The following is a 23,751-nucleotide window of genomic DNA, read 5'->3' on the forward strand; positions in this document are numbered from 1 at the left end:
GCTCAGCTGGTTAGAGCGCACGCCTGATAAGCGTGAGGTCGGTGGTTCGAGTCCACTTAGGCCCACCATATTCCACAGTAGCTCAGTGGTAGAGCTATCGGCTGTTAACCGATCGGTCGTAGGTTCGAGTCCTACCTGTGGAGCCATACGGAGAAGTACTCAAGTGGCTGAAGAGGCGCCCCTGCTAAGGGTGTAGGTCGTGTAAGCGGCGCGAGGGTTCAAATCCCTCCTTCTCCGCCAGTCGTTTTAAATTCAAATATGGCCCGTTGGTCAAGCGGTTAAGACACCGCCCTTTCACGGCGGTAACACGGGTTCGAATCCCGTACGGGTCATCTCAAAAAGGTTTGCATATATGCAAACCTTTTTTATTTGCGCTTTTTTAAAGATTAAGTAAACAGAAATAATAGTTAGGAATAATTACCATGAATTTTCAGAATAAAAAGTAAGTTTTAAGCAGGATTTTCCCTATGTCATATAGAATTATTCATAAAGTAATAAAGTATGAAGAGTATGGGATAAAGAGCAATTTAAAAGAACATTTATTCTATTATATTTGTAGAAAAGGTTTATGTTTTTACTGTAAAAGGGAATGAGTGGTAAGAAGCGTATATTATGTGCGTATATTATGTTTGAAGTTAAAGGGGTGGCAAAAGTGAATCTAGCGGTTCAGCCTACTGAATTTGATGTTCATTTGTATCACGAAGGAAACTTATTTCGCAGTTACTCTATTTTCGGTGCGCATCAGGTAACGGTAGAAGGAATTGAAGGCGTACGATTTTGCGTGTGGGCACCTCATGCAAAGAGTGTAAGCGTTGTAGGTGATTTTAATAAATGGAACGGTTTTCAACATTCAATGGTTAAAGTTAATGAACAAGGTATTTGGATGACATTTATCCCTGAGTTAGAACAAGGGACTATTTATAAATATGAAATCATCACACAAAGCAATCAAAAAAAATTAAAAGCAGATCCATACGCTTTCTTCAGTGAAGTGCGTCCGAACACTGCGTCTATTGTTTACTCATTAGATGGGTACAAATGGAACGATCAATATTGGCGTAGAAAGAAAAAACAGCAAAATATATATGAAAGACCACTGTGTATTTACGAGCTGCATGCAGGGTCTTGGAGGACTCATGAAGATGGCAGCCTTTATACATATAGTGAATTAGCACAGGAGCTTATTCCTTATATTGCTGAACAAGGTTTTACACATATTGAGTTATTACCAGTCATTGAGCATCCGCTCGACCGATCCTGGGGATATCAAGGCATTGGATACTATTCTGCTACCAGTCGATACGGTACACCTAAAGAGTTGATGAACTTTATAGATGAGTGTCATCAAAACAATATAGGGGTTCTTTTAGACTGGGTACCCGGGCATTTTTGTAAGGATGAACATGGTCTGTATATGTTCGATGGAGAACCTACTTATGAATACAAACAAGAGCCCGATCGTGAAAATTACGTTTGGGGAACAGCTAATTTCGATTTAGGAAAGCCTGAAGTCCAAAGTTTTCTGATTTCGAACGCTTTGTTTTGGTTGGAGTACTTCCATATAGATGGATTTAGAGTAGATGCTGTAGCCAATATGCTTTATTGGCAAAATTCTTCTGGAAAAGCAGTGAATGATGGAGCTGTCAGCTTTTTGAAAAAGTTGAATGAAGCTGTTTTTGAATCTGATGAAACGATATTAATGATGGCAGAAGATTCAACGGACTGGCCGCTTGTTACAGCACCTACGTATGAGGGTGGTTTAGGCTTTAATTATAAGTGGAACATGGGATGGATGAATGACGTTTTAACATACATGGAAGCTGGCGTGGAAAGACGTCCCTATCTTCACGATAAAATGACCTTTTCACTAATGTATGCGTTTAACGAAAACTTTATTTTGCCGCTTTCTCATGATGAAGTCGTACATGGGAAAAAATCATTACTTAATAAAATGCCAGGTGATTACTGGCGCAAGTTTGCACAGCTTCGACTGCTATATGGATATTTCTTTGCACACCCTGGGAAAAAGCTTTTATTTATGGGCGGAGAGTTTGGCCAATTTGATGAGTGGAAAGATTTAGAGGAGTTGGATTGGATGCTTTATGATTTTGATATGCATCGCAATCTTAACGGATATATGAAGGATCTCATCAAGATTTATAAGAGAAGCAAGCCTTTATATGAATTAGACCATAATCCAGATGGATTTGAATGGATTGATGTTAACAACCATCATCAACAAATTTTCTCTTTTATTCGTAAGTCGAAAGAAAATCAGGAGATTTTTATAGTTGTTAGCAATTTTTCTGAGCATCCATATCATTCTTACAAAGTTGGAGTTCCAGTTGAGACAGAGTACATTGAAGTTATTAACAGTGATGACGAAGTGTACGGCGGTTCAGGTATTGTAAATAAAAAGGCATTAAAATCAGTGGATGAATCGTTTCACGGCCAACCTTTTTGCATTGAAATGAATATTCCGCCGTTTGGCATTAGTATACTACGAGCAAAGAGAAAACGAGGGGAGAGAAAACAACATGTTAAAAAAGAAATGCGTAGCGATGTTATTGGCAGGAGGAAAAGGTAGTCGGCTAAGTTCACTTACAAAAAATCTAGCAAAGCCAGCTGTACCATTTGGTGGTAAGTATCGAATTATTGATTTTGCTTTAAGTAATTGTACAAATTCAGGTATTGAAACAGTAGGTGTGTTAACACAATACCAACCGCTAGTTCTCAATTCATACATTGGAATTGGAAGCGCTTGGGACTTGGATCGACGGAATGGTGGCGTTACGGTATTGCCTCCATACGCGGAGTCAGATGGAGTAAAGTGGTATAAAGGGACGGCTAGTGCTATTTATGAAAATTTAAACTATTTAACACAGTATGATCCTGAGTACGTACTGATTCTATCAGGTGATCACATTTATAAAATGAACTATGAAAATATGCTTGATTATCATATAAACAAAGAAGCAGACGTAACGATTTCTGTTATTGAAGTACCTTGGGAGGAAGCGAGCCGTTTTGGTATTTTAAATACAAATAGTGACCTAGACGTAATGGAGTTCGATGAAAAGCCTCAGCGTCCTAAAAACAATCTAGCTTCCATGGGGATTTATATTTTTAAATGGAGTATTTTAAAAGAATATTTAGAAATGGATGCACGCAATCCATATTCAAGCCATGATTTTGGTAAAGATGTTATTCCGCTTTTACTAGACGAAAAGAAAAAGCTAATTGCATACCCATTCCAAGGTTATTGGAAAGATGTAGGAACTGTAAAAAGCTTGTGGGAAGCGAATATGGATTTGTTATGTGATAAAGACGAGCTTAATTTATTTGACTCTTCATGGAAAGTATACTCTGTTAACCCTAATCAGCCTCCTCAATATATCGCGCCAAACGCCTGCGTGGTGGAGTCATTAGTAAATGAAGGGTGCGTTGTTGAAGGAAACGTAGAGCAGTCCGTGTTATTTCCAGGTGTACAAATCGGCTCAGGTTCTGAAGTCAAGAAAACGGTTGTCATGCCTACTGCAAAGATAGGTTCTAACGTATATATTGAAAACGCTATTGTCCCATCGGATATTGAAGTTCCAGACGGTACTATTATTCGACCGACCAAAGGAAGCGAAGAAGTAATTCTTGTTACTCAAGAATTGATTGAATCAGTTGCTAAATGCATTTAACGAACAGAGAGGATGAACGACATTGAATAATCAAATGCTTGGTATTATTGATGCTTGTACAAACACAACAGCGCTACAGCCTTTAACCTTTTATAGATCGATTGCTGCCATTCCTTTTGCAGGACGCTATCGATTAATCGATTTTACGCTTTCTAATATGGTGAACTCTGGAATTTCGAGCGTTGCCATTTTTCCTCGTGATCGCTATCGCGCATTGATGGATCATATAGGTTCAGGAAAAGAGTGGGATTTGGATCGGAAGCGAGATGGATTGTTTATCTTCCCTCCTATGACAAGTGATTTACACTTAGAAAGTCCATCACTATTCACGCAGTTCCGTTATCATATTGATTATTTCTTAAGAAGTAAGCAGGAATACGTATTAATTGCGAATAGTTATACGATATGTACAGTTGACTTTGAGCACGTGTTGCAACGTCATATTGCTTCAAATGCAGATATTACTGAAATGAAGCAGGGTGATAAATCGCTTAATATGTATATTATTAATAAATCTATTCTAGTTAATATTTTGCAAAATGAATCCCATGATTTTTATACGATTAAAGAAATGGTTCGATATATGGCACAATCTCATCGTGTAGAAAAGTATGAGCACCATGGATATACGGCTGAGATTTCTAGCTTAGATGCCTACTATAAAACAAGTATGGAAATTTTATCTCCAGATGTTTGGAAGCAGCTATTTATTAACGAACGTCCTGTTTTCACTAAAGTAAAAGATGAACCGCCTACTCGTTACGCAAAAAAAGCGGTTGTGAAAAATTCAATGATCGCAAACGGGTGCGTGATTGAAGGGCATGTGGAAAATAGTATTATCTTCCGAGGCGTTAAAATTGGAAAAGGTACGGTCGTTAAGAATAGCATTGTGATGCAAAAAGGCGTTATTTTAGAAAATAGTGTATTAGAAAATGTTGTTTTAGACAAAGATGTGAAAATAGGAAGTAATGAAACGTTGCTAGGTGAGTCAGGATTACCTAGAGTCATTGCTAAAGGAACAACTCAAGGAGCGTTGATGAAGTCGTGAATGTATTATTTGCTGTATCAGAATGTGTACCTTTTATTAAAACAGGAGGATTAGCAGACGTAGCTGGTGCCCTGCCTAAAGAATTAAAAAAGTTAGGAACGAACGTATGTGTAGTCATGCCAAAGTACGGAACGATTCCTCAACATTATCAAGATGAAATGGTGCTTGAAAAAGTTATTCATGTGCAGGTTGGGTGGAGAAGACAGTACTGCGGAATTGAATCGTTAACGATGGATGGCGTTAAATATATTTTCATTGATAATGAATATTATTTTAAAAGAGATAGCTTATATGGACACTATGATGACGCTGAACGATTTGCTTTTTTCAGCAGAGCTGTGCTTGAAGCTATCCCATTTTTAGAGAATGAGCCTGATATTATTCATTGTCACGACTGGCATACGGCTATGATTCCATTTTTACTTCGTGCTAATTATGATATGTATGATCATATTCAGACGGTCTTTACGATTCATAACTTACAATTCCAAGGAATCTTCCCTAAGAGCAATTTATATGAGTTATTAAATTTAAATGAATATTATTTTACTACAAGCCAGCTCGAGTTTTATGGGAATATTAATTTTATGAAAGCTGCGCTTGTATCAGCTGATAAAATTACCACGGTAAGTCCTACATATCGAGATGAAATTCAAATGCCATATTACGGAGAAAGTTTAGATGGATTATTGCGTCAGCGAAATCAAGATTTAATTGGGATTGTAAATGGAATCGATGAAGAAGCTTATAGCCCAGACGCAGATCAGCTTATATCTTATCCTTATTCGGTAGAAAAGATTGAAGGAAAATATAAAAATAAAAAAGAGCTCCAGCGCTATCTTGAATTAGAAGAAAATAAGGATGTTCCAATTATTTCGATGGTTACAAGGTTAACTCAGCAGAAGGGATTGGATTTAGTTAAGCACGTTTTCCATGAGACGGTTAACTTAGGAGCCCAAATTGTTATTTTAGGAACTGGAGAATACGAGTTTGAGCAGTTTTTCCGTGAGATGGAAGATACGTACCCGCAACAAGTAAAAGCTATTATTGGTTTTAATGAGGAACTTGCTCATAAAGTCTATGCTGGTACGGATTTATTTTTAATGCCTTCCCGTTTTGAGCCTTGCGGACTCGGACAATTAATAGCCTTAAAATATGGAACCATTCCAGTCGTGCGTGAAACGGGCGGCCTGAATGACACGGTCAAAGCTTATAATGAATATAGCGGAGAGGGAAATGGCTTCTCTTTTAAGAATTATAATGCTCATGACATGCTTCATACGTTAGAAAGAGCTGTTTCATTTTATCACCAGAAAGATGTATGGAAAAAATTAATGATGGATGCTATGAGTCAGGATTATAGCTGGGGGCAATCGGCATTTAAATATAATCAATTGTATTCAAATTTGACATCTACTCCATCGTGAAAGGGTGAGCAGATTGTTCTCTGATAAAAAAAGCTTTCAAGAGGCTTTTTTGAAAAAGCTGGAAATGACATATGGAAAGAGCTTTAAAGAATCTACTGTTCAAGATCACTATCATACATTAGGAAATATGGTGCGAGAGTATATTAGCAGCGATTGGATTTCAACCAATGAAATTCATAGGTCTTCACATACAAAGCAAGTGTATTATCTTTCTATCGAATTTTTACTAGGCAGACTATTGGGTCAAAATCTGTTGAACTTAGGAATTCGGGAAGTTGTAAAAGAAGGATTAAGTGATCTGAATATTTCACTTGAAAATATTGAAGAGATAGAAGTAGACGCAGGATTAGGAAACGGCGGATTAGGCAGGCTTGCTGCTTGTTTTTTAGATTCTCTTGCTTCACTTAATCTTCCTGGCCACGGTTATGGGATTCGCTATAAACACGGTTTGTTTGATCAAAAGATTGTAAACGGCTTTCAAATTGAGCTCCCAGAACAGTGGTTAAGGCATGGGAATTCATGGGAAGTACGTAAATTAGATCAAGCCATAGAAGTGAACTTTTGGGGCGAAGTTGAAATGGTACAGGAAGACGAAAAATTCTCTTTTCGTCATGTAAAAGGAGAACCCGTCTCTGCTGTTCCTTATGACATCCCGGTTATCGGGTATAAAACAGATACAGTGAATACACTTCGCCTGTGGAATGCGGAGCCTTCATCATTTCCAGTACATAAAGATGTGATGGAGTATAAGCGTCAAACAGAGGCTGTATCAGAATTTTTATATCCAGATGATACACATGAAGATGGTAAAATATTAAGATTGAAACAGCAATATTTTCTTGTATCAGCTAGCTTACAAAGTATTATCAGAGCACATCGAAATACCTATCAAACACTTACAAACTTTCACGAAAAAGTAGCCATTCATATTAACGATACTCATCCTGTACTTGCGATTCCTGAGCTAATGAGAATTTTACTGGATGAAGAAAAAATGGAATGGGAAGATGCATGGCATATTACGTCCAATACCATATCATACACAAATCATACGACTCTTTCTGAAGCCCTTGAGAAATGGCCGATTGATTTATTTCAACCCTTGCTTCCACGCGTGTATATGATTATTGAAGAAATTAATGAGCGCTTTTGTAAAGAATTATGGGAATCATATCCAGGGGACTGGCAGCGGATTGAAAATATGGCTATTTTAGCGCACGGGTTAGTAAAGATGGCTCATTTAGCAATTGTGGGAAGTTATAAAGTAAACGGTGTGGCAAAGATTCATACTGATATTTTAAAAGAACGAGAAATGAAAGATTTTTATCAGTTTTATCCTGCTAAATTTAACAATAAAACGAACGGAATTACCCACCGGCGCTGGTTGTTAAAAGCTAACCCACAGCTTTCCTCCCTTATTACCGAGGTGATAGGAGATAAATGGATTAAACAGCCGCATTCTCTTATAAAGCTCCAAGAATACGTGGAAGATCCAAGTTTTTTACAAGGACTAAAAACAGTAAAACAACAGCGTAAAAAGCTGCTTGCGGATATTATTCAAGAGCAAACGGGAATTAAAATAGATTCTAATTCTATTTTTGATGTACAGGTTAAAAGGCTTCATGCTTACAAAAGGCAGCTTTTAAATGTGCTGCACATTATGTATTTGTACAATCGATTAAAAGAAGACCCTAATTTTCAAATCGTTCCTCGTACATTTATTTTTGGTGCGAAAGCTTCTCCCGGCTATTATTATGCAAAAAAAGTCATCAAGCTAATTAACTCTGTAGCTGATGTTGTCAATAATGATCCACAAACATCACCGTTTTTAAAAGTCGTTTTTTTAGAAAACTATCGTGTGTCACTTGCTGAGTATATCTTTCCTGCAGCGGATGTCAGTGAACAGATTTCAACCGCCAGCAAAGAAGCTTCGGGAACGGGAAATATGAAATTCATGATGAACGGAGCGTTAACTCTTGGCACGATGGACGGAGCGAACGTCGAAATTAGCGAGGCAGTAGGAAAAGATAATGTCTTTATTTTTGGATTAAAAGCCGAAGAAGTGTTGAGCTATCAGCAAAATGGAGGATACCGTGCCTATGATTACTACCATCATGATAAGCGGATTCGACAAGTGCTCGAGCAGCTTACCAACGGCTTCCTGCCTGACACATATGACTTATTCGAGCCTATATATGATTCATTATTAATGCAAAATGATGAATACTATGTACTCCGTGACTTTGACTCATACGTTACGGCACAGCAAAAAGTAAACGAAGCTTATAGAAATGAAAATAAATGGCTTCAAATGAGTGCGACGAACATTGCACACTCCGGCTTTTTTTCTAGTGATCGAACGATTGAGGAATATGCATCTGATATTTGGGGAATTCATTCCACTAAAAATTTATTAAATCAATAAATAGAAAAGGTGTAGTCAAAGACTACACCTTTTCTATTTTATCTGTTGTCACCGTTTAAGAAATCACCTAAAGAACCAAGGATACTGCCTTCACCTTTACCTCCCGTTGGGGAAACTGCACTTGATAAAACGCGATCGGCTAGTCTGCTAAAAGGAAGAGATTGAATCCAAACTGTTCCCGGTCCTGACAGAGTAGCAAAAAACATGCCTTCCCCTCCAAACAGAGCTGTTTTAATTTTCCCTACATATTCGATGTTGTAGTTTACATCACGGGTCATGGCTACTAAACATCCAGTATCCACACGAAGGCGTTCACCCGGCTGCAGCTGTCTTTTATGAATGGTTCCGCCTGCATGCAAAAATGCCAAGCCATTACCTTCTAATTTTTGCATAATAAAACCTTCACCGCCAAAGAAGCCCGTTCCTAGTTTTTTTTGAAAATCAATGCCAACGGATACGCCTTTGGCAGCGCATAAAAAGGAGCTCTTTTGACAAATGATTTTATGATCGAGCTGCTCTAAATCGACAGGAATAATCTTGCCTGGAAAAGGTGAAGCGAAAGATACTTTTCGTTTGTGATATCCGTTATTTGTATATACCGTCATAAATAAACTTTCACCAGTTAATACGCGTTTCCCAGCTCCTTTGAGTTTATTAAACAGCCCGCTGCTGTTGGAAGAAGAACCGTCACCAAAAATGGTTTCCATCTCAATATCATCTTCCATCATCATCATTCCTCCAGCTTCTGCTATAACACTTTCTGAAGGATCTAATTCAATTTCAACAAACTGCATGTCATCTCCATACAATTTGTAATCAATTTCATGTGCATTCATCATTTTCACCTCATTATTAATTCTAATCTCCTATTCATTCGATGTCATCTCCTATAGCTCCTACTAAAAATAGAAAAAAGAGTAGTATGAAGAACTACTCCTTTTCAGTGTATGGATCTTTCTCATAGGCTGGTAAATCTCCAAATATGGTCATCGTACCTTCTTCATCCAGTGCATTTTCATATCGCTCATGCTCTTTTGAAGGGTAAATAGGAAGAGGCTGTCCATATAAATCGGTAGCGGCAAAGTTTTCATAATCTTCAACGTACCCAATAGCTTCATCTGCCTCAATATAGGTTTCACTATAGTTAGACGTATCTTCTATAAAATCAGAAGGAGATTCAGACGTCCCGTAACGCGCAACGTCTTGCCAAGAATCTTCTGCGTCATATCCTGTTGTTTCGGTATCGTCATAGTCGTATTGACCAAATGGGTGATGGAGAACATTTTCTTCTACAGGTCTGTGCTTTGGAATATCCTGTGATGGGCTATGTTCTCTACAGTATAAAGTAGTTGGTACAGCCTGAAGTCTTTCAAACGAGATATCTTCTCCACATACTTTGCACGTTCCATACGTGCTGTGAGCGATTGCCTGAAGTGCTTCTTCTATTTCATGTAGCTCTTGTTTTGCATGTTCATTTAGTGCAAGGTCTTTTTCACGCTCGTATGTTTCCGTGGCTGTGTCACCAGGGTGGTTATCGTAGCTTGAAAGTTCTCCTACAGCATCGTGAGCGTCGCTTCGAGTTAGACCAAAATGATCATTTTGATCAAAGTGCGATTGAATATCAGCCTGCTGCTGCTGTAAATTTTGTTTTAACTGACTGATTTCTTGTTTTGAAAGTGTCATGAAGCTCCCCCTTAAAAATTTATTGTGCTTTTGTAGTATGTGTTAAAAATTCAAAAAAACACGATTCATGTTAGGAGTATTTGGGATATTCATGAAGCTAAGAGAGAAAAGGAGTGGAAAATTAAAGAAAGTTAAAGGTTATAGAAAAGGGTATGATAAAAATAACGTTCTCGAGGTCTAAAGAGTACTGAATAGATCATAAAGATTTTTGATTCATTTAATGAAAAGGCATAATTTAGACAAGCGAAATTAATTTTTTCTCGTGAATCGCGATGCTAGATTTTTTTGAACTGAAAGTTTATAATAAGTTAGTTACAGACTTAAGAAAAAAAGATGAACGGGGGGACGTAGTGTGATTGCAACGACCGAACAGTTAGTACAAGAATACATTAAAGATGCGATTGAGTGTGCAAAAAATGAAAATCAGCCAAAATTGGTCAGTTTAGTGAAAAAAGTAAGACCTATTGACCCCCTTATTTTTTATGCGAACGGACATGACCAGTTTTATAAAGAACGCTTTTTTTGGAAAGATCCCAACAGTTATTATACATTTGTTGGATTAGGATATGCGCATACTATTTGCACCAATGCGGCAAAAGAACGTTATTTCCACATTGAAAATGAATGGAAGCGCTTTATAAAAGAAGACTTTTATAAAAATAACCAAATTTCCCCTGATGGGACAGGTCCTCTTTTATTTGGAGGATTTTCATTTGACCCAAATCAGTATCGAGAAAACTATTGGAGTGATTTCCCGAGTTCAAAATTTATGATTCCAACTGTGTTATATACTCAGGCAGACAAAGAAGGATACCTTACCGTTAATATGATGGTTAAAGGACAAGATTCTGTTAAAAAGCACATCAATTATTTCGAAGAGGTCCAAAAACTTGTTCTTTGTGAAGAGTACGACGGGGAATCCCATATTTCCCCTTTGCTGTTGGAAAAAGAGGAAATTGGGGTAGAGAAATTTAAAGGAAATATTGAAAGAGCTACTACTTTAATTAAGCAACAGGCTATAGAGAAAGTAGTTCTTGCTCGTCAATTAAAAGTAAAATTTAATGAAGATATTTCTACTGAATACGTGCTTCAGCGTCTGTTAAAGGAACAGCCAACTAGCTACACATATATTTTAGAGGGAGAGCATCAGCATTTTATCGGCGCTTCCCCAGAAAGGCTAGTGCAAAAACAAGGAGATTATGTGTTTTCCACATGTTTAGCGGGTTCGATTCCAAGAGGAAAGACAAGGCAGGAAGATCACGAACTAGGTGAGGAATTGCTTCAAGATCCCAAGAACTTAATTGAACACGATGTTGTTGTTCATATGATTAAAGAAGCGATGAATTCTTATTGTTATGAAGTAGAAATTCCAAGTACGCCAAGTTTATATAAAACAAAGCATATTCAACATTTGTATACACCTGTTAAAGGGCGTATAAAGGAAGATGTAACGCTATTTTCATTTATTCAAAAGCTCCATCCAACACCAGCGCTAGGAGGATATCCTCAACAGGAGGCCTTGCCTATTATTCGACAGCTAGAATCCTTTGACCGAGGGTGGTATGCAGCTCCTTTAGGATGGATGGATATCAACGGAAACGGTGAATTTATAGTAGGAATCCGCTCCGCTGTTATTCAGCAGCAAGAAGCCGTTTTATTTGCGGGCTGTGGAATTGTAGCAGATTCTAAGCCTGAAAGTGAATATGAAGAAACAAGAATTAAATTCAACCCGATGCTTTCAGCTTTAGGAGGGATTATGCGTGGAACACATTAAATCATTAACAACGTATATTGCGTCATTCGTGGATGAATTAGTAGAAGCAAATGTTGAAGAAGTAGTGGTCAGTCCAGGGTCACGTTCAACGCCTATTGCGATGCTTATGGCTGAGCACCCTGATATTCATGTGCACTTAAATATTGATGAGCGTTCCGCCGGCTTTTTTGCTCTAGGAATAGCAAAAGCAAAGAAAAAACCAGTGGCGCTTGTATGTACATCTGGAACAGCTGCAGCGAATTATTATCCTGCAGTAATTGAAGCTCACTATTCACGCATTCCTTTAGTAGTTATCACAGCCGATCGGCCGCATGAGTTAAGGGATATAGGTGCCCCGCAGGCCATTAATCAGAATCATCTTTTCGGTCAATATGCGAAGTGGTTTGTAGATACAGCTTTACCAGAAGAAAGTGCAGATATGAATCGTTATATTCGAACAGTAGCTTCAAGGGCTGTTCATACAGCTCAAGCTATACCGAGCGGTCCTGTACACATTAACGTACCTTTACGTGAACCGATTGTACCAGATTTATCTATTGAAGATTTATGGAGTCAAGGGAAACGCGGTAAATCATATGTGTCTGCTATTCATGGAGAAGCATCTCTATCTGAAAAAGGTTTCGAAGAAATTGCGAAGCGCTTAGAGGGAACAACAAAAGGACTTATTATATGCGGAGATCAAATGTCTTTAAAAGCAGCAGACAGCGTATGCCGTTTAGCTGAATCTTTAAGCTTTCCAGTGATCGCAGATCCGTTATCACAATTAAGAAGCGGCAAGCATTCAAAAGAAAATGTAATAGAGACATATGATACATTTTTAAAAAGTGATAAGGTTGATGAGCGTTTTTATCCGGAAGTTGTCATTCGTTTTGGCGCGATGCCGGTATCGAAACCGCTATTGCAATTTTTGAAAGCCCACGAGCCGACAGAAATGTTTGTAGTTGACCAAGGTAAAGGCTGGAGAGACCCTACTTTACGTTCGACAGTGATGATTGAAGCTGATGAGACATTATTTTGTGAAGAACTGATCAAGCGTCTTTCAGCGAATCAAGAGGAGTCTACTTCATGGCTGAGTCTGTGGAAAAAGATTAATGCTCAAACTGCACAGGCTCTGAGAACATTAACTTCCGGCCAGGAATGGTTCGAAGGACAAGTAGTTCAAGAAATTGTTGATGTAGTACCTGAAGGCACGGCTTTGTTTGCTGGAAATTCAATGCCTGTTCGAGATATTGATTCTTTCTTCTTAAATACGGAAAAAGATATTCCACTCTTTGTAAATCGGGGCGCAAATGGAATTGATGGTGTAGTTTCGTCTGCTCTAGGCGTAAGCACGGCTTACGATCACACCGTTTTATTTATTGGTGACTTATCGTTTTATCACGATTTAAATGGTCTGCTGGCAGCTAAAATGCATAATTTAAATTTAACCGTTGTGCTAGTTAACAATGACGGCGGAGGAATTTTTTCATTTTTACCGCAGTCAAAACAAGAAAAGCACTTTGAATTTCTATTCGGTACGCCAACTGGATTAAACTTTGAGCATGCCACTCGTCTGTATGATGGCACATTTTCTTCAGCAAGCAGCTGGGAAGAATTTCGACATGCAATGAACCATGCTTTCACAAAAGGCGGATTGCATGTTGTAGAGATTCGTACAACTCGTACAGAAAATGTAGAGACTCATCGCAGTTTGTGGAAACTTGTTTCCGAGGAAATAAATTTGTCAAACGGTGAGGAATAGGCAATGATGTATCAATTAAGTGGTGTATCTTACTATGTGCACACCGAGGGAAAAGGAGAGCCGCTGCTTCTGCTTCACGGCTTTACCGGCTCTTCTCAAACTTGGCGTACCTTTATGAAGAAATTCGCTAAAGACTATCAGGTAATTGCTGTTGATATTATTGGTCATGGCCAATCAGCAGCTCCGAAAGAAATCAAACCATATTCAATGGAAGCAGTTGTTGAAGCACTGCATGAGCTTCTTCAACAGCTATCTTTATCACAGGTGAATGTAGTTGGATATTCGATGGGAGGAAGGCTTGCTCTTTCATTTGCTCAGCGATATCCACAGCATGTGAAAAAGTTGGTATTAGAAAGCGCATCGCCTGGTTTAAAAACGCGAGAAGAACAAAAGCTAAGAAAAGAAAAAGATGAACAGCTGGCGAGCCGCATTATGAAAAATGGAATTGAAGAGTTTGTGAACTTTTGGGAGGGAATTCCTCTTTTTAGTTCTCAAAAGCAATTGCCTAGCCATGTTCAAGAAGCGGTGCGTAAAGAAAGACTTTCGCATACAGCAATCGGCCTTTCCAACAGTTTGAAAGGAATGGGAACAGGAGTCCAGCCGTCTCTTTGGGAGAAGCTGGACGATCTGTTGATGCCGGTTTTGCTTATTACAGGAGAAGTAGATCAAAAGTTTTGTTTAATTTCCAAAGAAATGCAAACATTAATACCAAATGCTACTTCTAGAATTATTTTAGGGACAGGCCATGCAATTCACGTGGAACAACCCGAGATTTTTGGTAGAATAGTAAGTGAGTTCTTAGCTACTACATAATTAGGAGGAAATAAAGATGACAGTTGAATGGACATCAGCACGTCAATATGAAGACATTTTATACGAAACATATAACGGAATCGCTAAAATTACGATTAACCGTCCGGAAGTGCACAATGCATTCCGTCCAAAAACGGTAATGGAATTGATCGATGCATTTGCTTATGCTCGTGACGATGCAAGTATTGGAGTAATTGTATTAGCAGGTGCTGGAGATAAAGCATTTTGCTCAGGCGGAGACCAAAAAGTTCGCGGCCACGGCGGCTATGTAGGAGAAGATGAAATTCCACGTCTAAACGTTCTGGATTTACAGCGTTTAATTCGCGTAATTCCAAAGCCGGTTGTTGCGATGGTATCAGGCTATGCAATTGGCGGAGGCCACGTTCTTCATGTTGTATGTGACTTAACAATTGCAGCGGATAACGCAGTCTTTGGACAAACAGGTCCTAAAGTGGGAAGCTTCGATGCAGGATATGGCTCTGGTTACTTAGCTCGCATCGTAGGTCATAAGAAAGCGCGTGAGATCTGGTTCTTATGCCGTCAGTACAACGCTCAAGAAGCACTAGACATGGGATTAGTAAACACGGTCGTTCCATTAGAACAGCTTGAAGCTGAAACAATTCAATGGTGTGAAGAGATGTTAGAAAAAAGTCCAACCGCTCTTCGTTTCTTAAAAGCAGCATTTAATGCTGATACGGATGGCTTAGCTGGTATCCAGCAATTTGCGGGTGACGCAACGCTTCTTTATTACACAACCGATGAGGCAAAAGAAGGTCGCGATGCATTTAAGGAAAAACGCAATCCAGACTTCCAACAGTTCCCACGTTTCCCTTAAACAGCTGAAACAGCTTGGTGATTATCATCAGGCTGTTTTTTCAATTTAATTTAGTTAATCAGTATAAAAAGGAGAGAAATTCATGAGTAGCCAAACGATTCCTAATGGGCTTATGCAAAGAGCATATTTGACGCCAAATCGAGTGGCGGTAGAAACACCGCAAACGTCTCTTACGTTTCAAGAGCTTCATAAACGTGTTCAAAAAGTAGCACAGCAGCTTTCGTTTAACGGTGTAAAGCAAGGCGATACCATTGCTTTATACATGAAAAATAGAGTGGAGTTTATTGAGATTTTACATGCGGTTTCTTATATTGGCGCCCGGTTGCTGCTCGTCAACACGCGTTTGACAAACGAAGAAATTAATTATCAGCTAACAGATGCAAACGTATCGTTGCTTATTGCGGATGAAACATTTTTAATGAGAGAATTCCAAAGTTCCATTACTCAGCTTACTTTACCTGCTTTAAAAAGTTCTCCAGAAGCAGAAACGGGTTTTCAAAAAACGTGGAATCTCGAGGACACATTCACCATTATGTATACGTCTGGAACAACAGGTCATCCAAAAGGAGTGCTGCAGACATATGGAAATCACTGGTGGAGTTCCGTTGGCTCAGCGCTTAATTTAGGATTAAATGAAAAAGACTGCTGGCTTATAGCGGTTCCTTTGTTTCATATTAGCGGCTTATCTATTTTAATGCGGAGCGTCTTTTACGGAATGAAAATCATTTTAGAAGAACGGTTTGAAGCAAGAGCAGTAAATGAAGCGATTGAAAACAAAGAGGTAACGATTATTTCGGTTGTCACGTCCATGCTGTCCAACATGCTCGATGAGTTAGGGGAACGGAAATATCCGCATACGTTTCGATGCATGCTTTTAGGAGGAGGACCTGCACCGCTTACTATTTTAGAGGCTTGTGTGAATAAAGAAATTCCTGTTTATCAAACGTATGGAATGACAGAAACATCTTCACAGTTCGTTACGCTTTCACCTGAAGATAGTTTGCGAAAACTGGGATCAGCAGGTAAACCATTATTTCCATGTGCAATGAAAATTGTAGATGAAAAAGGAAATGAGACCAGCGAAGCAGGAGAAATCATTGTTAAAGGTCCAAATGTTACAAAAGGATATTTAAATAAACCAGAAGCTACTGAAAAAGCAATTCAACAAGGCTGGTTCTATACAGGAGATATCGGGAAAGTGGATGAAGAAGGCTTTCTATATGTGTTAGACAGACGTTCAGACCTTATTATTTCAGGTGGAGAAAATGTATATCCAGCTGAAATTGAAAATGTTTTGTTGAAGCATCCCGCTGTTAAAGAGGCCGGTGTAACGGGAGTAGCTGATGAAAAATGGGGACAAGTGCCAGCTGCATGTGTTGTTGTAAACGAAGACGTTTCAGATGAAGAATTATCTTTACACATTCAACAATTTTTAGCAAAGTACAAACTTCCAAAGTATTTCGTTCGAGTAGAGGAGTTGCCGCGAACGGCTTCTAATAAAATCATACGCCGGAAGCTATCATCGTTCATACAGAAAGGGAGCTAATTGATGATTATAAAAAAAGTACATCTTTATAAAATTGACATGAAGCTTCTTTCTCCTTTTTCAACAAGCTATGGTACAGTGCAGGATCGAGAATTTATTTTGCTTGAAGTAGAAGATGAAAAAGGATTTACGGGGTGGGGAGAAGTCGTTGCTTTTTCATCTCCTTGGTATACGGAAGAAACGATTCAGACGTGTTTTCATATGTTAGACGATTTTTTAATTCCCTCGCTTCTTCATCAGCAGCTTCAAAAACCAGAGGATGTTCAAAAGCTATTCAAACCTCTAAAGCGAAATAACATGGCTAAAGCAGCTTTGGACTGTGCTGTATGGGATTTGTATGCAAAGCGGCAAAATAAGCCGTTATCTGAAGTAATTGGCGGAGTAAGGCCTGCTGTAGAAGCTGGAGTGGTAGTTGGCTTAAATGACATTTCTGTAATGAAAGAACAAATAAAGACTTACATGAAAGATGGCTATAAGCGCTTTAAAGTGAAAATTAAGCCGGGTGCTGACTATGAGCTACTGAAACAAATTCGAGATGAATTTCCAAGCATTCCTCTTATGGCTGATGCCAATTCGGCCTATACGTTAAGCGATAGTGATTCATTGAAGAAACTAGATGAATTGAATTTAATGATGATCGAACAGCCGTTAAGTTCTGATGATATCCTTGATCATCGATTGTTACAAAAGCAAATAAAGACGCCAATTTGCTTAGATGAAAGTATTGTGAGCTATGAAGATGCACGTCATGCAATCGAACAAGAAAGCTGTAAGATTATCAATGTGAAAATCGGGCGAGTTGGCGGAATGTCCGTAGCAAAGCAAATTCATAATTTATGCGCCCAGCATGGTGTAAAACTTTGGGTTGGAGGAATGTTAGAAGCAGGGATTTCACGAGCTCATAACCTTGCCCTTGCCACACTGCCTTCTTTCACGATACCAGGTGATATTTCTGCGTCGTCTCGCTATTGGGAAAAAGATATTATTAAGCCCGAAGTAGAGGTAGAAGCCGGAGTAATAAAGGTGAAGGGAAAACCGGGGATAGGATACGATATTGATAAAAAGTTTATCAAAACAATCACAGCATTTGAAAAAGAATACAAATAATTAACAACCGTTTTTTGATGAAAAACGGTTTTTTTTATTGAGGTTGTCAATGTTTAGTAGAAAAATAGGACAAATTTTTTAAAAAGAGCACATTGTTCCATCAAGCGTGTCAAAACATGTTATGATGGAATAGTTTGATGAAAAAAGTCGAAGAGTTTTATCGTAAAAAACAAAATTATTTTTGAAAATAGGTTGATAGTTTTCTAAGTTGTCCTATATAATGTGTTTATAACATAACACAATATGTTGTTTTGAAATCCATAATAAAATACTATATTTTGTGTTTTCCAGTGAAAAAGGTGTCTGATAAAAAGACTTAAAAGGGAATTTGGTGAAAATCCAAAGCTGTCCCCGCAACTGTGAATGCTGATGAAATAAGGAAATCCACTGTGAGTAAACATCATGGGAAGGCCTTAAAGTAAAAAGAAGCATAAGTCAGGAGACCTGCCTTTTTTATGTCGTTTTATCTTCTTCGGGAGGTGAGAGGGTAGAGCGAGGATTGAGAAAAGACTTAGTGTCTTCTTCTATCTTCGTTCTATTCGCTCACCGAGGTACGGTGAGCGATTTTTTATTTTGAAGTGAAGAGAGGAGCCATATTTATGGTGAATACATTAAAGCCTACAATTCTACATGAATTAACTGCATATATTGAACGTTTAAAAAAAGAATTTACGCAGCTTGATTTTTCTTTTTATGAGGAAAAGGTTATTCAAACTGTTACAGTAAAGGAAAATATGACGGACGAAAAGGTTGCAAACGTCCTAATTTTGGCAGCCTTAGAGCGTATTTCAATGGAAGAACCCGATTGGACGTACGTAGCGGCAGACGTCTACTTAAACGAACTATATCGAAAAGCAGCGGACAACCGAGGTTACGATAAAAAAGAGAAGTACGGTTCGTTTTATCAGCTTATTCAAGAACTAACAAAAATCGGCATTTATAATAAGCAGCTATTAAAAACATATACAGAAGAAGAAATTAATGAAATTGCTTCAGTCATTATTCCTGAACGCGATCGTTTATTTACATACATTGGATTGTTGACATTAGCAGATCGCTACTTAGCGACATCACATGATAAGCGCGTATACGAATTACCGCAAGAACGTTTTCTTATCATTGCTATGACGCTGATGTCTCAAGAAAAGAAAGAAAATCGAACAGCATTAGTAAAAGAAGCGTATTGGGCGCTTTCTAGTCTATATATGACGGTTGCCACACCAACACTTTCAAACGCAGGAAAGAGCTACGGACAGCTATCTAGCTGCTTTATTGATACGATTGATGACAGCTTACGCGGTATTTATGATAGCAATACAGATTTGGCCACGCTTAGTAAAAATGGAGGCGGAATTGGTGTCTACCTTGGTCATATTAGAAGCCGAGGAAGTGATATAAAAGGCTTTAAAGGCGTATCATCAGGAACAATTCCATGGATGAAACAGCTAAATAATACGGCTGTAAGTGTCGATCAGCTAGGTCAACGACAAGGAGCTATTGCCGTATATTTAGACGTATGGCACAAAGACATCTTTTCATTCTTAGACGCGCGTTTGAACAATGGTGACGAACGTCAGCGCACGCATGATTTATTCACTGGCGTATGTTTGCCAGATTTGTTTATGGAAAAAGTAGAGGCACGTGAAGACTGGCACTTATTCGATCCTCACGAAGTTCGTACGCTGATGGGCTACTCGTTAGAAGATTTTTATGATGAAGAAGAAGGCAGCGGTTCGTTCCGCACTCGTTACGCTGAGTGTGTAAATAATGAACAGCTTTCAAGAGAAACAGTACCTGCTATTGAAATCTTCAAGCGCATTATGCTTTCCCAGCTTGAAACCGGAACGCCTTATATGTTTTATCGTGATACGGTTAACCGAGCTAATCAAAACCGCCACGAGGGCATGATCTACTGCAGCAACTTATGTACAGAAATTACGCAAAACCAAAGCACAACGGTCGTAACAGAGGAAATTACGGAAGACGGAAAAATTATTATTACAAAGAATCCGGGCGATTTTGTTGTATGTAATCTTTCTTCTATCAACTTAGCGAGAGCCGTAACTGAAGATGTGCTTGAACGTTTAATTCCAATTCAAGTACGCATGCTTGATAACGTTATTGAGTTAAATGATTTGCCAGTACTTCAAGCAAAACTAACAAACCAAAAGTACCGCGCAGTAGGACTTGGCACATTTGGTTGGAACCATCTGCTTGCCTTAAAGAAAATAGCATGGGAAACAGATGAAGCGGTAGCATATTGCGATGAATTGTACGAGCAAATTGCTTACTTAACCGTACAGGCAAGCATGAACTTAGCTAAAGAAAAAGGTGCATATCCATTATTTAAAGGCTCAGATTTTGAGTCAGGCGCTTATTTTGAAACACGTAAATACACAAGCGAAGCGTGGAGTGAACTGCGTAACGATGTTCAAAGCAATGGGATAAGAAATGGCTACTTAATGGCTGTAGCACCTAATTCATCAACATCTATTATCGCGGGTTCTACTGCAAGTATTGATCCGATTTTCCGTAAGTTTTATTCAGAGGAAAAGAAAAACTATAAAATCCCGGTGACGGCACCAGATTTATCACCAGCAACAAACTGGTATTATAAGTCCGTTTATTTAATTGATCAGCACTGGAGCATTAAGCAAAACGCCAAGCGCCAGCGTCATATTGATCAATCCATTTCATTCAACTTATATGTGCAAAATGATATCCGAGCAAAAGAGCTGCTGGATCTTCATATGACGGCATGGAAAGAAAAGTTAAAAACGACCTACTACGTACGTTCAACATCAAGTGAAGTCATTGAAGAATGTGAAAGCTGTCATAGTTAAAAGGAGTGAATAATTGATGACAAGCATGTTAAAACGAGAATTAATGAACGAAACAGCTCCGAACCGTTCGACAGGAATCATTAACGGCAAGAGCTCAAATATTCTAAACTGGGATGACGTCCGATTTTCATGGGCGTTCCCTAAATACAAACGTATGCTAGCTAACTTCTGGACGCCGTTTGAAATTAATATGGGTCAAGATATTAAGCAGTTCCCTCAGTTAACGGCTGACGAACAAGAGAGCTTTTTGAAAATTATTGGCTTGCTGGCGCTACTGGACAGTATTCAATCAGATTATGCTAGCAAAGTAGCTGACTATGTAACCGATTCTTCGATTAATGCTCTAATGATTATTTTAGCGCAGCAAGAAGTGGTTCATAATCATTCGTATTCATATGTTTTATCAAGTCTTGTACCAAAAGGAAAACAAGATGAAGTATTTGAATACTGGCGCACAGACGAAAAGCTTCGCGCTCGAAATGACTTTATTACAAACGGATATAAAGCATTTAGCGAAGAAGCAACGGTTGAAAACTTTTTGAAGTCTATGGTATATGATGTTATTTTAGAAGGCCTTTTCTTCTATAGCGGATTTGCTTTCTTCTATAATCTTGCGAGAAATCAAAAGATGGTGGCGACATCTACGATGATTAACTATATCAATCGTGATGAACAGCTTCACGTTGGGTTATTTGAAAAGATTTTCAAGGAAGTACTAAATGAAAATCCAGCTTATCGTACGGAGGAGCTAGAAACGTTTGTAGTTGAAACGTTCCAAGAGGCAGCTCGTCTTGAAATTGAATGGGCGGAATCTGTTATTGGAGAAAAATTCGACGGCATCACGATGAAAGAACTGCAGCAGTATATTGAATACATGGCTAATAAACGCTGTAATCAATTAGGCTTCGGCCGAGCTGCTTTCCCAGAAGCACCGATTGAAAATCCTCTTCGTTGGATTATTGCTTATCAAGAGGTAGATTTAGGGAAAACGGATTTCTTTGAACAGAAATCAAGACAATATACAAAAGCATCAGATGCGAATGGATTTGATGATCTATAAATACAAAAGCTGACTAATTTCCTTATTGATTAGTCAGCTTTTTTTAAGTGAATAAGTCCAAGTTCTAACGCACGTGTGGTAATTAAGTCATCAATTTCTTCTGGAATGTTTTCAAGTGTTCCCCATTTATATGTCCATAAATGAGTAAACGATTGTACATAGATTGGAAAGGTTTGTTCATTTGCTTTTATTGCTTCTTCTTTAAAAAAATGAATCAGTTGTTCAGTTTTCATAGTAGTCTCCTTTTTTATGATCTTGAAGAGAGAAAAAAGACAACCCAGAGGCTGTCCTTTTGCGGGTTACGCTTCAGTTGGCTTGAACGTTTTACAGTCTGTTTCATAACTGCTTGCTGCATGTTTTCCACTATGACTTACCACGTAAATTTCTTCTGCGCTGCAGTGATTTCCATTTTTCCAAAAGTGACAGTTATTTACTTCACAAAGAATGTTTTGTTCCAACGTTAACCCTCCTTTGTATGTGATAGCTATAGTATGGTCAAAATTCAACTAAATTATAAGAAAGGTGGTAGACTTTCATTTTAATTGAGAATTTTTATCAATTAAACATTGACAAAGAGAATCATTCTCAATTAAACTGTGTATATAGTAAAGAATACAAGTTGTTGGCAAATCATTAAATGAATAATTAATTGGGAGGGAACAAATATGTCATCAGTTATGGTTGTAGGAGGAGACAGGTTAAAGCATATTACAGATCGTTTAGCGGGAGAAGGATTTAATGAAGTAATTCATTTAGATGGCCGTAAAAGCAACATGGTGAAGCGAGAAATACCTGAACATATTGGGTTTGTATTAGTTATTACGGATTTTATTAATCACAATATGGCAAAAGTCATTAAAGAGAAAGCAAAAAAACAAAAAAAACCGATTTATTTCGTCAAACATTCATGGAGTGCTATTCGTCAAGTGATTGAGCAAATTTCATGATTTAATTTTTACTTATTATTGAGAATGAATTTCAATTAGGGTGATGAGACATAGGTGGAACCGATAAAAGTGAATATAAAGACACTCTCTAACGACCACATCGAACAATTTATTCGATGTCCATACAAATTTTATCAGCAGCAGCTTCTTTTGAAAAAAACATCTATAGATTGGAAACAGCTCGTTCAAGTAACTGTCCATCAAATCATTAAAACATACTATAGCAAGCCAGTTGAGTATCGCTCAAACCTCTATGTTTTACAGCTCATTGAAAAATATTGGCGCCTAAAGCCAAATATGTTTTCATCACCCGTTCACTATTACGATGTGTTAGCTAAAGTAAGCGATTATTTACTAAGGTTTTTAGGAAAGAAAGCACATGTAGAATTACCGCTTTTTGTGTTTGAGAAATACAGCGTTTATGTAGAAGAAATTCAAAGCAACCTTTCTCTAACCATTGATTTTGCTGCATGGACAGAGAAGTCTTATACGGTAACAAAATTCATTCTAGATGACCATGAAGAAGTGAAAAACGCCATGAAAGACTTTATTATCGTTTTTTCGAAACAAGCTTTTAAAAAGGTTCCTGAACAAATTCGTTTTTATTCATTATTAACTGGAGAAACAACAACTTATCATATTGCACCAGACGATTATCAAAAAGCCATACTTCAACTACATATTGTCAAAAGTGTGTTAATGGAACCAAAACATTTTCAAAAGAATTATGCATCCAGTGAGTGTGAAAATTGTCCTCTTCAACAAGAATGCGCTGGAGAAGGGGATGTGCGGCCAACACTGCTGGTGTAAAGG

At 38.2% G+C, this 23,751-nt stretch carries 19 protein-coding genes, 3 tRNA genes and 1 riboswitch; of the genes, 18 read left to right on the forward strand and 4 right to left on the reverse strand.

The window, feature by feature from the left end; translation table 11 throughout:
- Positions 1-71: 71 nt before the first annotated feature.
- From AC1DEF_RS00005 to AC1DEF_RS00040, 8 genes are all read left to right on the forward strand, one after another.
- Positions 72-146 (forward strand) — tRNA-Asn (locus AC1DEF_RS00005).
- 3 nt (positions 147-149) lie between these two features.
- Positions 150-240: transfer RNA gene (locus tag AC1DEF_RS00010), tRNA-Ser, on the forward strand.
- Between the two features lie 20 nt (positions 241-260).
- Positions 261-332, forward strand: a tRNA-Glu gene (locus AC1DEF_RS00015).
- Between the two features lie 293 nt (positions 333-625).
- Positions 626-2,587, forward strand: coding sequence for a 1,4-alpha-glucan branching protein GlgB (gene glgB, locus AC1DEF_RS00020; protein ID WP_043975848.1), 1,962 nt, complete (start codon positions 626-628; stop codon positions 2,585-2,587).
- Positions 2,538-3,689, forward strand: a complete 1,152-nt coding sequence (locus AC1DEF_RS00025) for a glucose-1-phosphate adenylyltransferase (RefSeq protein WP_016765788.1) — start codon at positions 2,538-2,540, stop codon at positions 3,687-3,689. Before glgB ends, AC1DEF_RS00025 begins: the two co-directional genes overlap by 50 nt.
- A gap of 22 nt (positions 3,690-3,711) precedes the next feature.
- Positions 3,712-4,737: a glucose-1-phosphate adenylyltransferase family protein gene (locus tag AC1DEF_RS00030; protein WP_025750736.1), complete on the forward strand. Its 1,026-nt coding sequence runs from the start codon at positions 3,712-3,714 to the stop codon at positions 4,735-4,737.
- A complete protein-coding gene (gene glgA / locus AC1DEF_RS00035; RefSeq protein WP_097824723.1) occupies positions 4,734-6,164 on the forward strand; it encodes a glycogen synthase GlgA in 1,431 nt (476 codons plus the stop codon). The genes AC1DEF_RS00030 and glgA overlap by 4 nt, the downstream gene beginning before the upstream one ends.
- Before the next feature lie 13 nt (positions 6,165-6,177).
- Positions 6,178-8,589 (forward strand): glycogen/starch/alpha-glucan phosphorylase, encoded by a 2,412-nt coding sequence (locus AC1DEF_RS00040; protein WP_016765785.1) that lies wholly within the window; start codon positions 6,178-6,180, stop codon positions 8,587-8,589.
- A 38-nt stretch (positions 8,590-8,627) separates the two neighbouring features.
- On the opposite strand, the gene AC1DEF_RS00045 is transcribed toward AC1DEF_RS00040, so the two are convergent.
- The gene (locus AC1DEF_RS00045; RefSeq protein ID WP_013059569.1) at positions 8,628-9,425 is read right to left on the reverse strand and encodes a TIGR00266 family protein; all 798 of its coding nucleotides are present in this window, start codon (positions 9,423-9,425) and stop codon (positions 8,628-8,630) included.
- A 94-nt stretch (positions 9,426-9,519) separates the two neighbouring features.
- Positions 9,520-10,272, reverse strand: coding sequence for a TraR/DksA C4-type zinc finger protein (locus AC1DEF_RS00050; RefSeq protein WP_097824722.1), 753 nt, complete (start codon positions 10,270-10,272; stop codon positions 9,520-9,522).
- A 352-nt stretch (positions 10,273-10,624) separates the two neighbouring features.
- Between AC1DEF_RS00050 and AC1DEF_RS00055 the strand changes: the two genes are divergently transcribed.
- The 8 genes from AC1DEF_RS00055 to AC1DEF_RS00090 all read left to right on the forward strand — a co-directional run bounded on the left by AC1DEF_RS00055 (position 10,625) and on the right by AC1DEF_RS00090 (position 21,991).
- Entirely contained in the window at positions 10,625-12,046 is a 1,422-nt protein-coding gene (locus AC1DEF_RS00055) for an isochorismate synthase (protein WP_097824721.1), read from the forward strand.
- Positions 12,033-13,787, forward strand: a complete 1,755-nt coding sequence (menD, locus tag AC1DEF_RS00060) for a 2-succinyl-5-enolpyruvyl-6-hydroxy-3-cyclohexene-1-carboxylic-acid synthase (RefSeq protein WP_097824720.1) — start codon at positions 12,033-12,035, stop codon at positions 13,785-13,787. The genes AC1DEF_RS00055 and menD overlap by 14 nt, the downstream gene beginning before the upstream one ends.
- Before the next feature lie 3 nt (positions 13,788-13,790).
- Entirely contained in the window at positions 13,791-14,600 is an 810-nt protein-coding gene (gene menH / locus AC1DEF_RS00065; protein WP_097824719.1) for a 2-succinyl-6-hydroxy-2,4-cyclohexadiene-1-carboxylate synthase, read from the forward strand.
- A 16-nt stretch (positions 14,601-14,616) separates the two neighbouring features.
- Positions 14,617-15,435, forward strand: coding sequence for a 1,4-dihydroxy-2-naphthoyl-CoA synthase (gene menB / locus AC1DEF_RS00070; protein ID WP_013059564.1), 819 nt, complete (start codon positions 14,617-14,619; stop codon positions 15,433-15,435).
- An 82-nt stretch (positions 15,436-15,517) separates the two neighbouring features.
- A complete protein-coding gene (locus AC1DEF_RS00075; protein WP_097824718.1) occupies positions 15,518-16,981 on the forward strand; it encodes an o-succinylbenzoate--CoA ligase in 1,464 nt (487 codons plus the stop codon).
- 3 nt (positions 16,982-16,984) lie between these two features.
- Positions 16,985-18,088 carry an o-succinylbenzoate synthase gene (gene menC / locus AC1DEF_RS00080; protein WP_097824717.1) on the forward strand — a complete coding sequence of 368 codons (1,104 nt, stop codon included), beginning with the start codon at positions 16,985-16,987 and terminating at the stop codon, positions 18,086-18,088.
- Positions 18,089-18,368: 280 nt separating this feature from the next.
- Positions 18,369-18,554: riboswitch (cobalamin riboswitch) on the forward strand.
- 133 nt (positions 18,555-18,687) lie between these two features.
- On the forward strand, positions 18,688-20,931 hold the full coding sequence (locus tag AC1DEF_RS00085) for a ribonucleoside-diphosphate reductase subunit alpha (RefSeq protein ID WP_097824716.1): 2,244 nt from the start codon (positions 18,688-18,690) through the stop codon (positions 20,929-20,931).
- A gap of 16 nt (positions 20,932-20,947) precedes the next feature.
- Complete coding sequence (locus AC1DEF_RS00090; RefSeq protein ID WP_013059560.1) at positions 20,948-21,991, forward strand: ribonucleotide-diphosphate reductase subunit beta; 1,044 nt, start codon at positions 20,948-20,950, stop codon at positions 21,989-21,991.
- Positions 21,992-22,020: 29 nt separating this feature from the next.
- On the opposite strand, the gene AC1DEF_RS00095 is transcribed toward AC1DEF_RS00090, so the two are convergent.
- Together AC1DEF_RS00095 and AC1DEF_RS00100 are read right to left on the reverse strand one after the other, a co-directional pair.
- Positions 22,021-22,224: a hypothetical protein gene (locus tag AC1DEF_RS00095; protein WP_013059559.1), complete on the reverse strand. Its 204-nt coding sequence runs from the start codon at positions 22,222-22,224 to the stop codon at positions 22,021-22,023.
- A 66-nt stretch (positions 22,225-22,290) separates the two neighbouring features.
- Complete coding sequence (locus AC1DEF_RS00100) at positions 22,291-22,449, reverse strand: DUF1540 domain-containing protein (RefSeq protein WP_013059558.1); 159 nt, start codon at positions 22,447-22,449, stop codon at positions 22,291-22,293.
- A gap of 207 nt (positions 22,450-22,656) precedes the next feature.
- On the opposite strand from AC1DEF_RS00100, the gene AC1DEF_RS00105 reads away from it, so the two are divergent.
- Positions 22,657-22,938, forward strand: a complete 282-nt coding sequence (locus AC1DEF_RS00105; protein WP_043975879.1) for a DUF2325 domain-containing protein — start codon at positions 22,657-22,659, stop codon at positions 22,936-22,938.
- A 69-nt stretch (positions 22,939-23,007) separates the two neighbouring features.
- Positions 23,008-23,748 (forward strand): hypothetical protein, encoded by a 741-nt coding sequence (locus AC1DEF_RS00110; RefSeq protein ID WP_097824715.1) that lies wholly within the window; start codon positions 23,008-23,010, stop codon positions 23,746-23,748.
- Positions 23,749-23,751: the final 3 nt, after the last annotated feature.

The sequence above is a fragment of the Priestia sp. 10L35 genome (genome assembly GCF_056395685.1).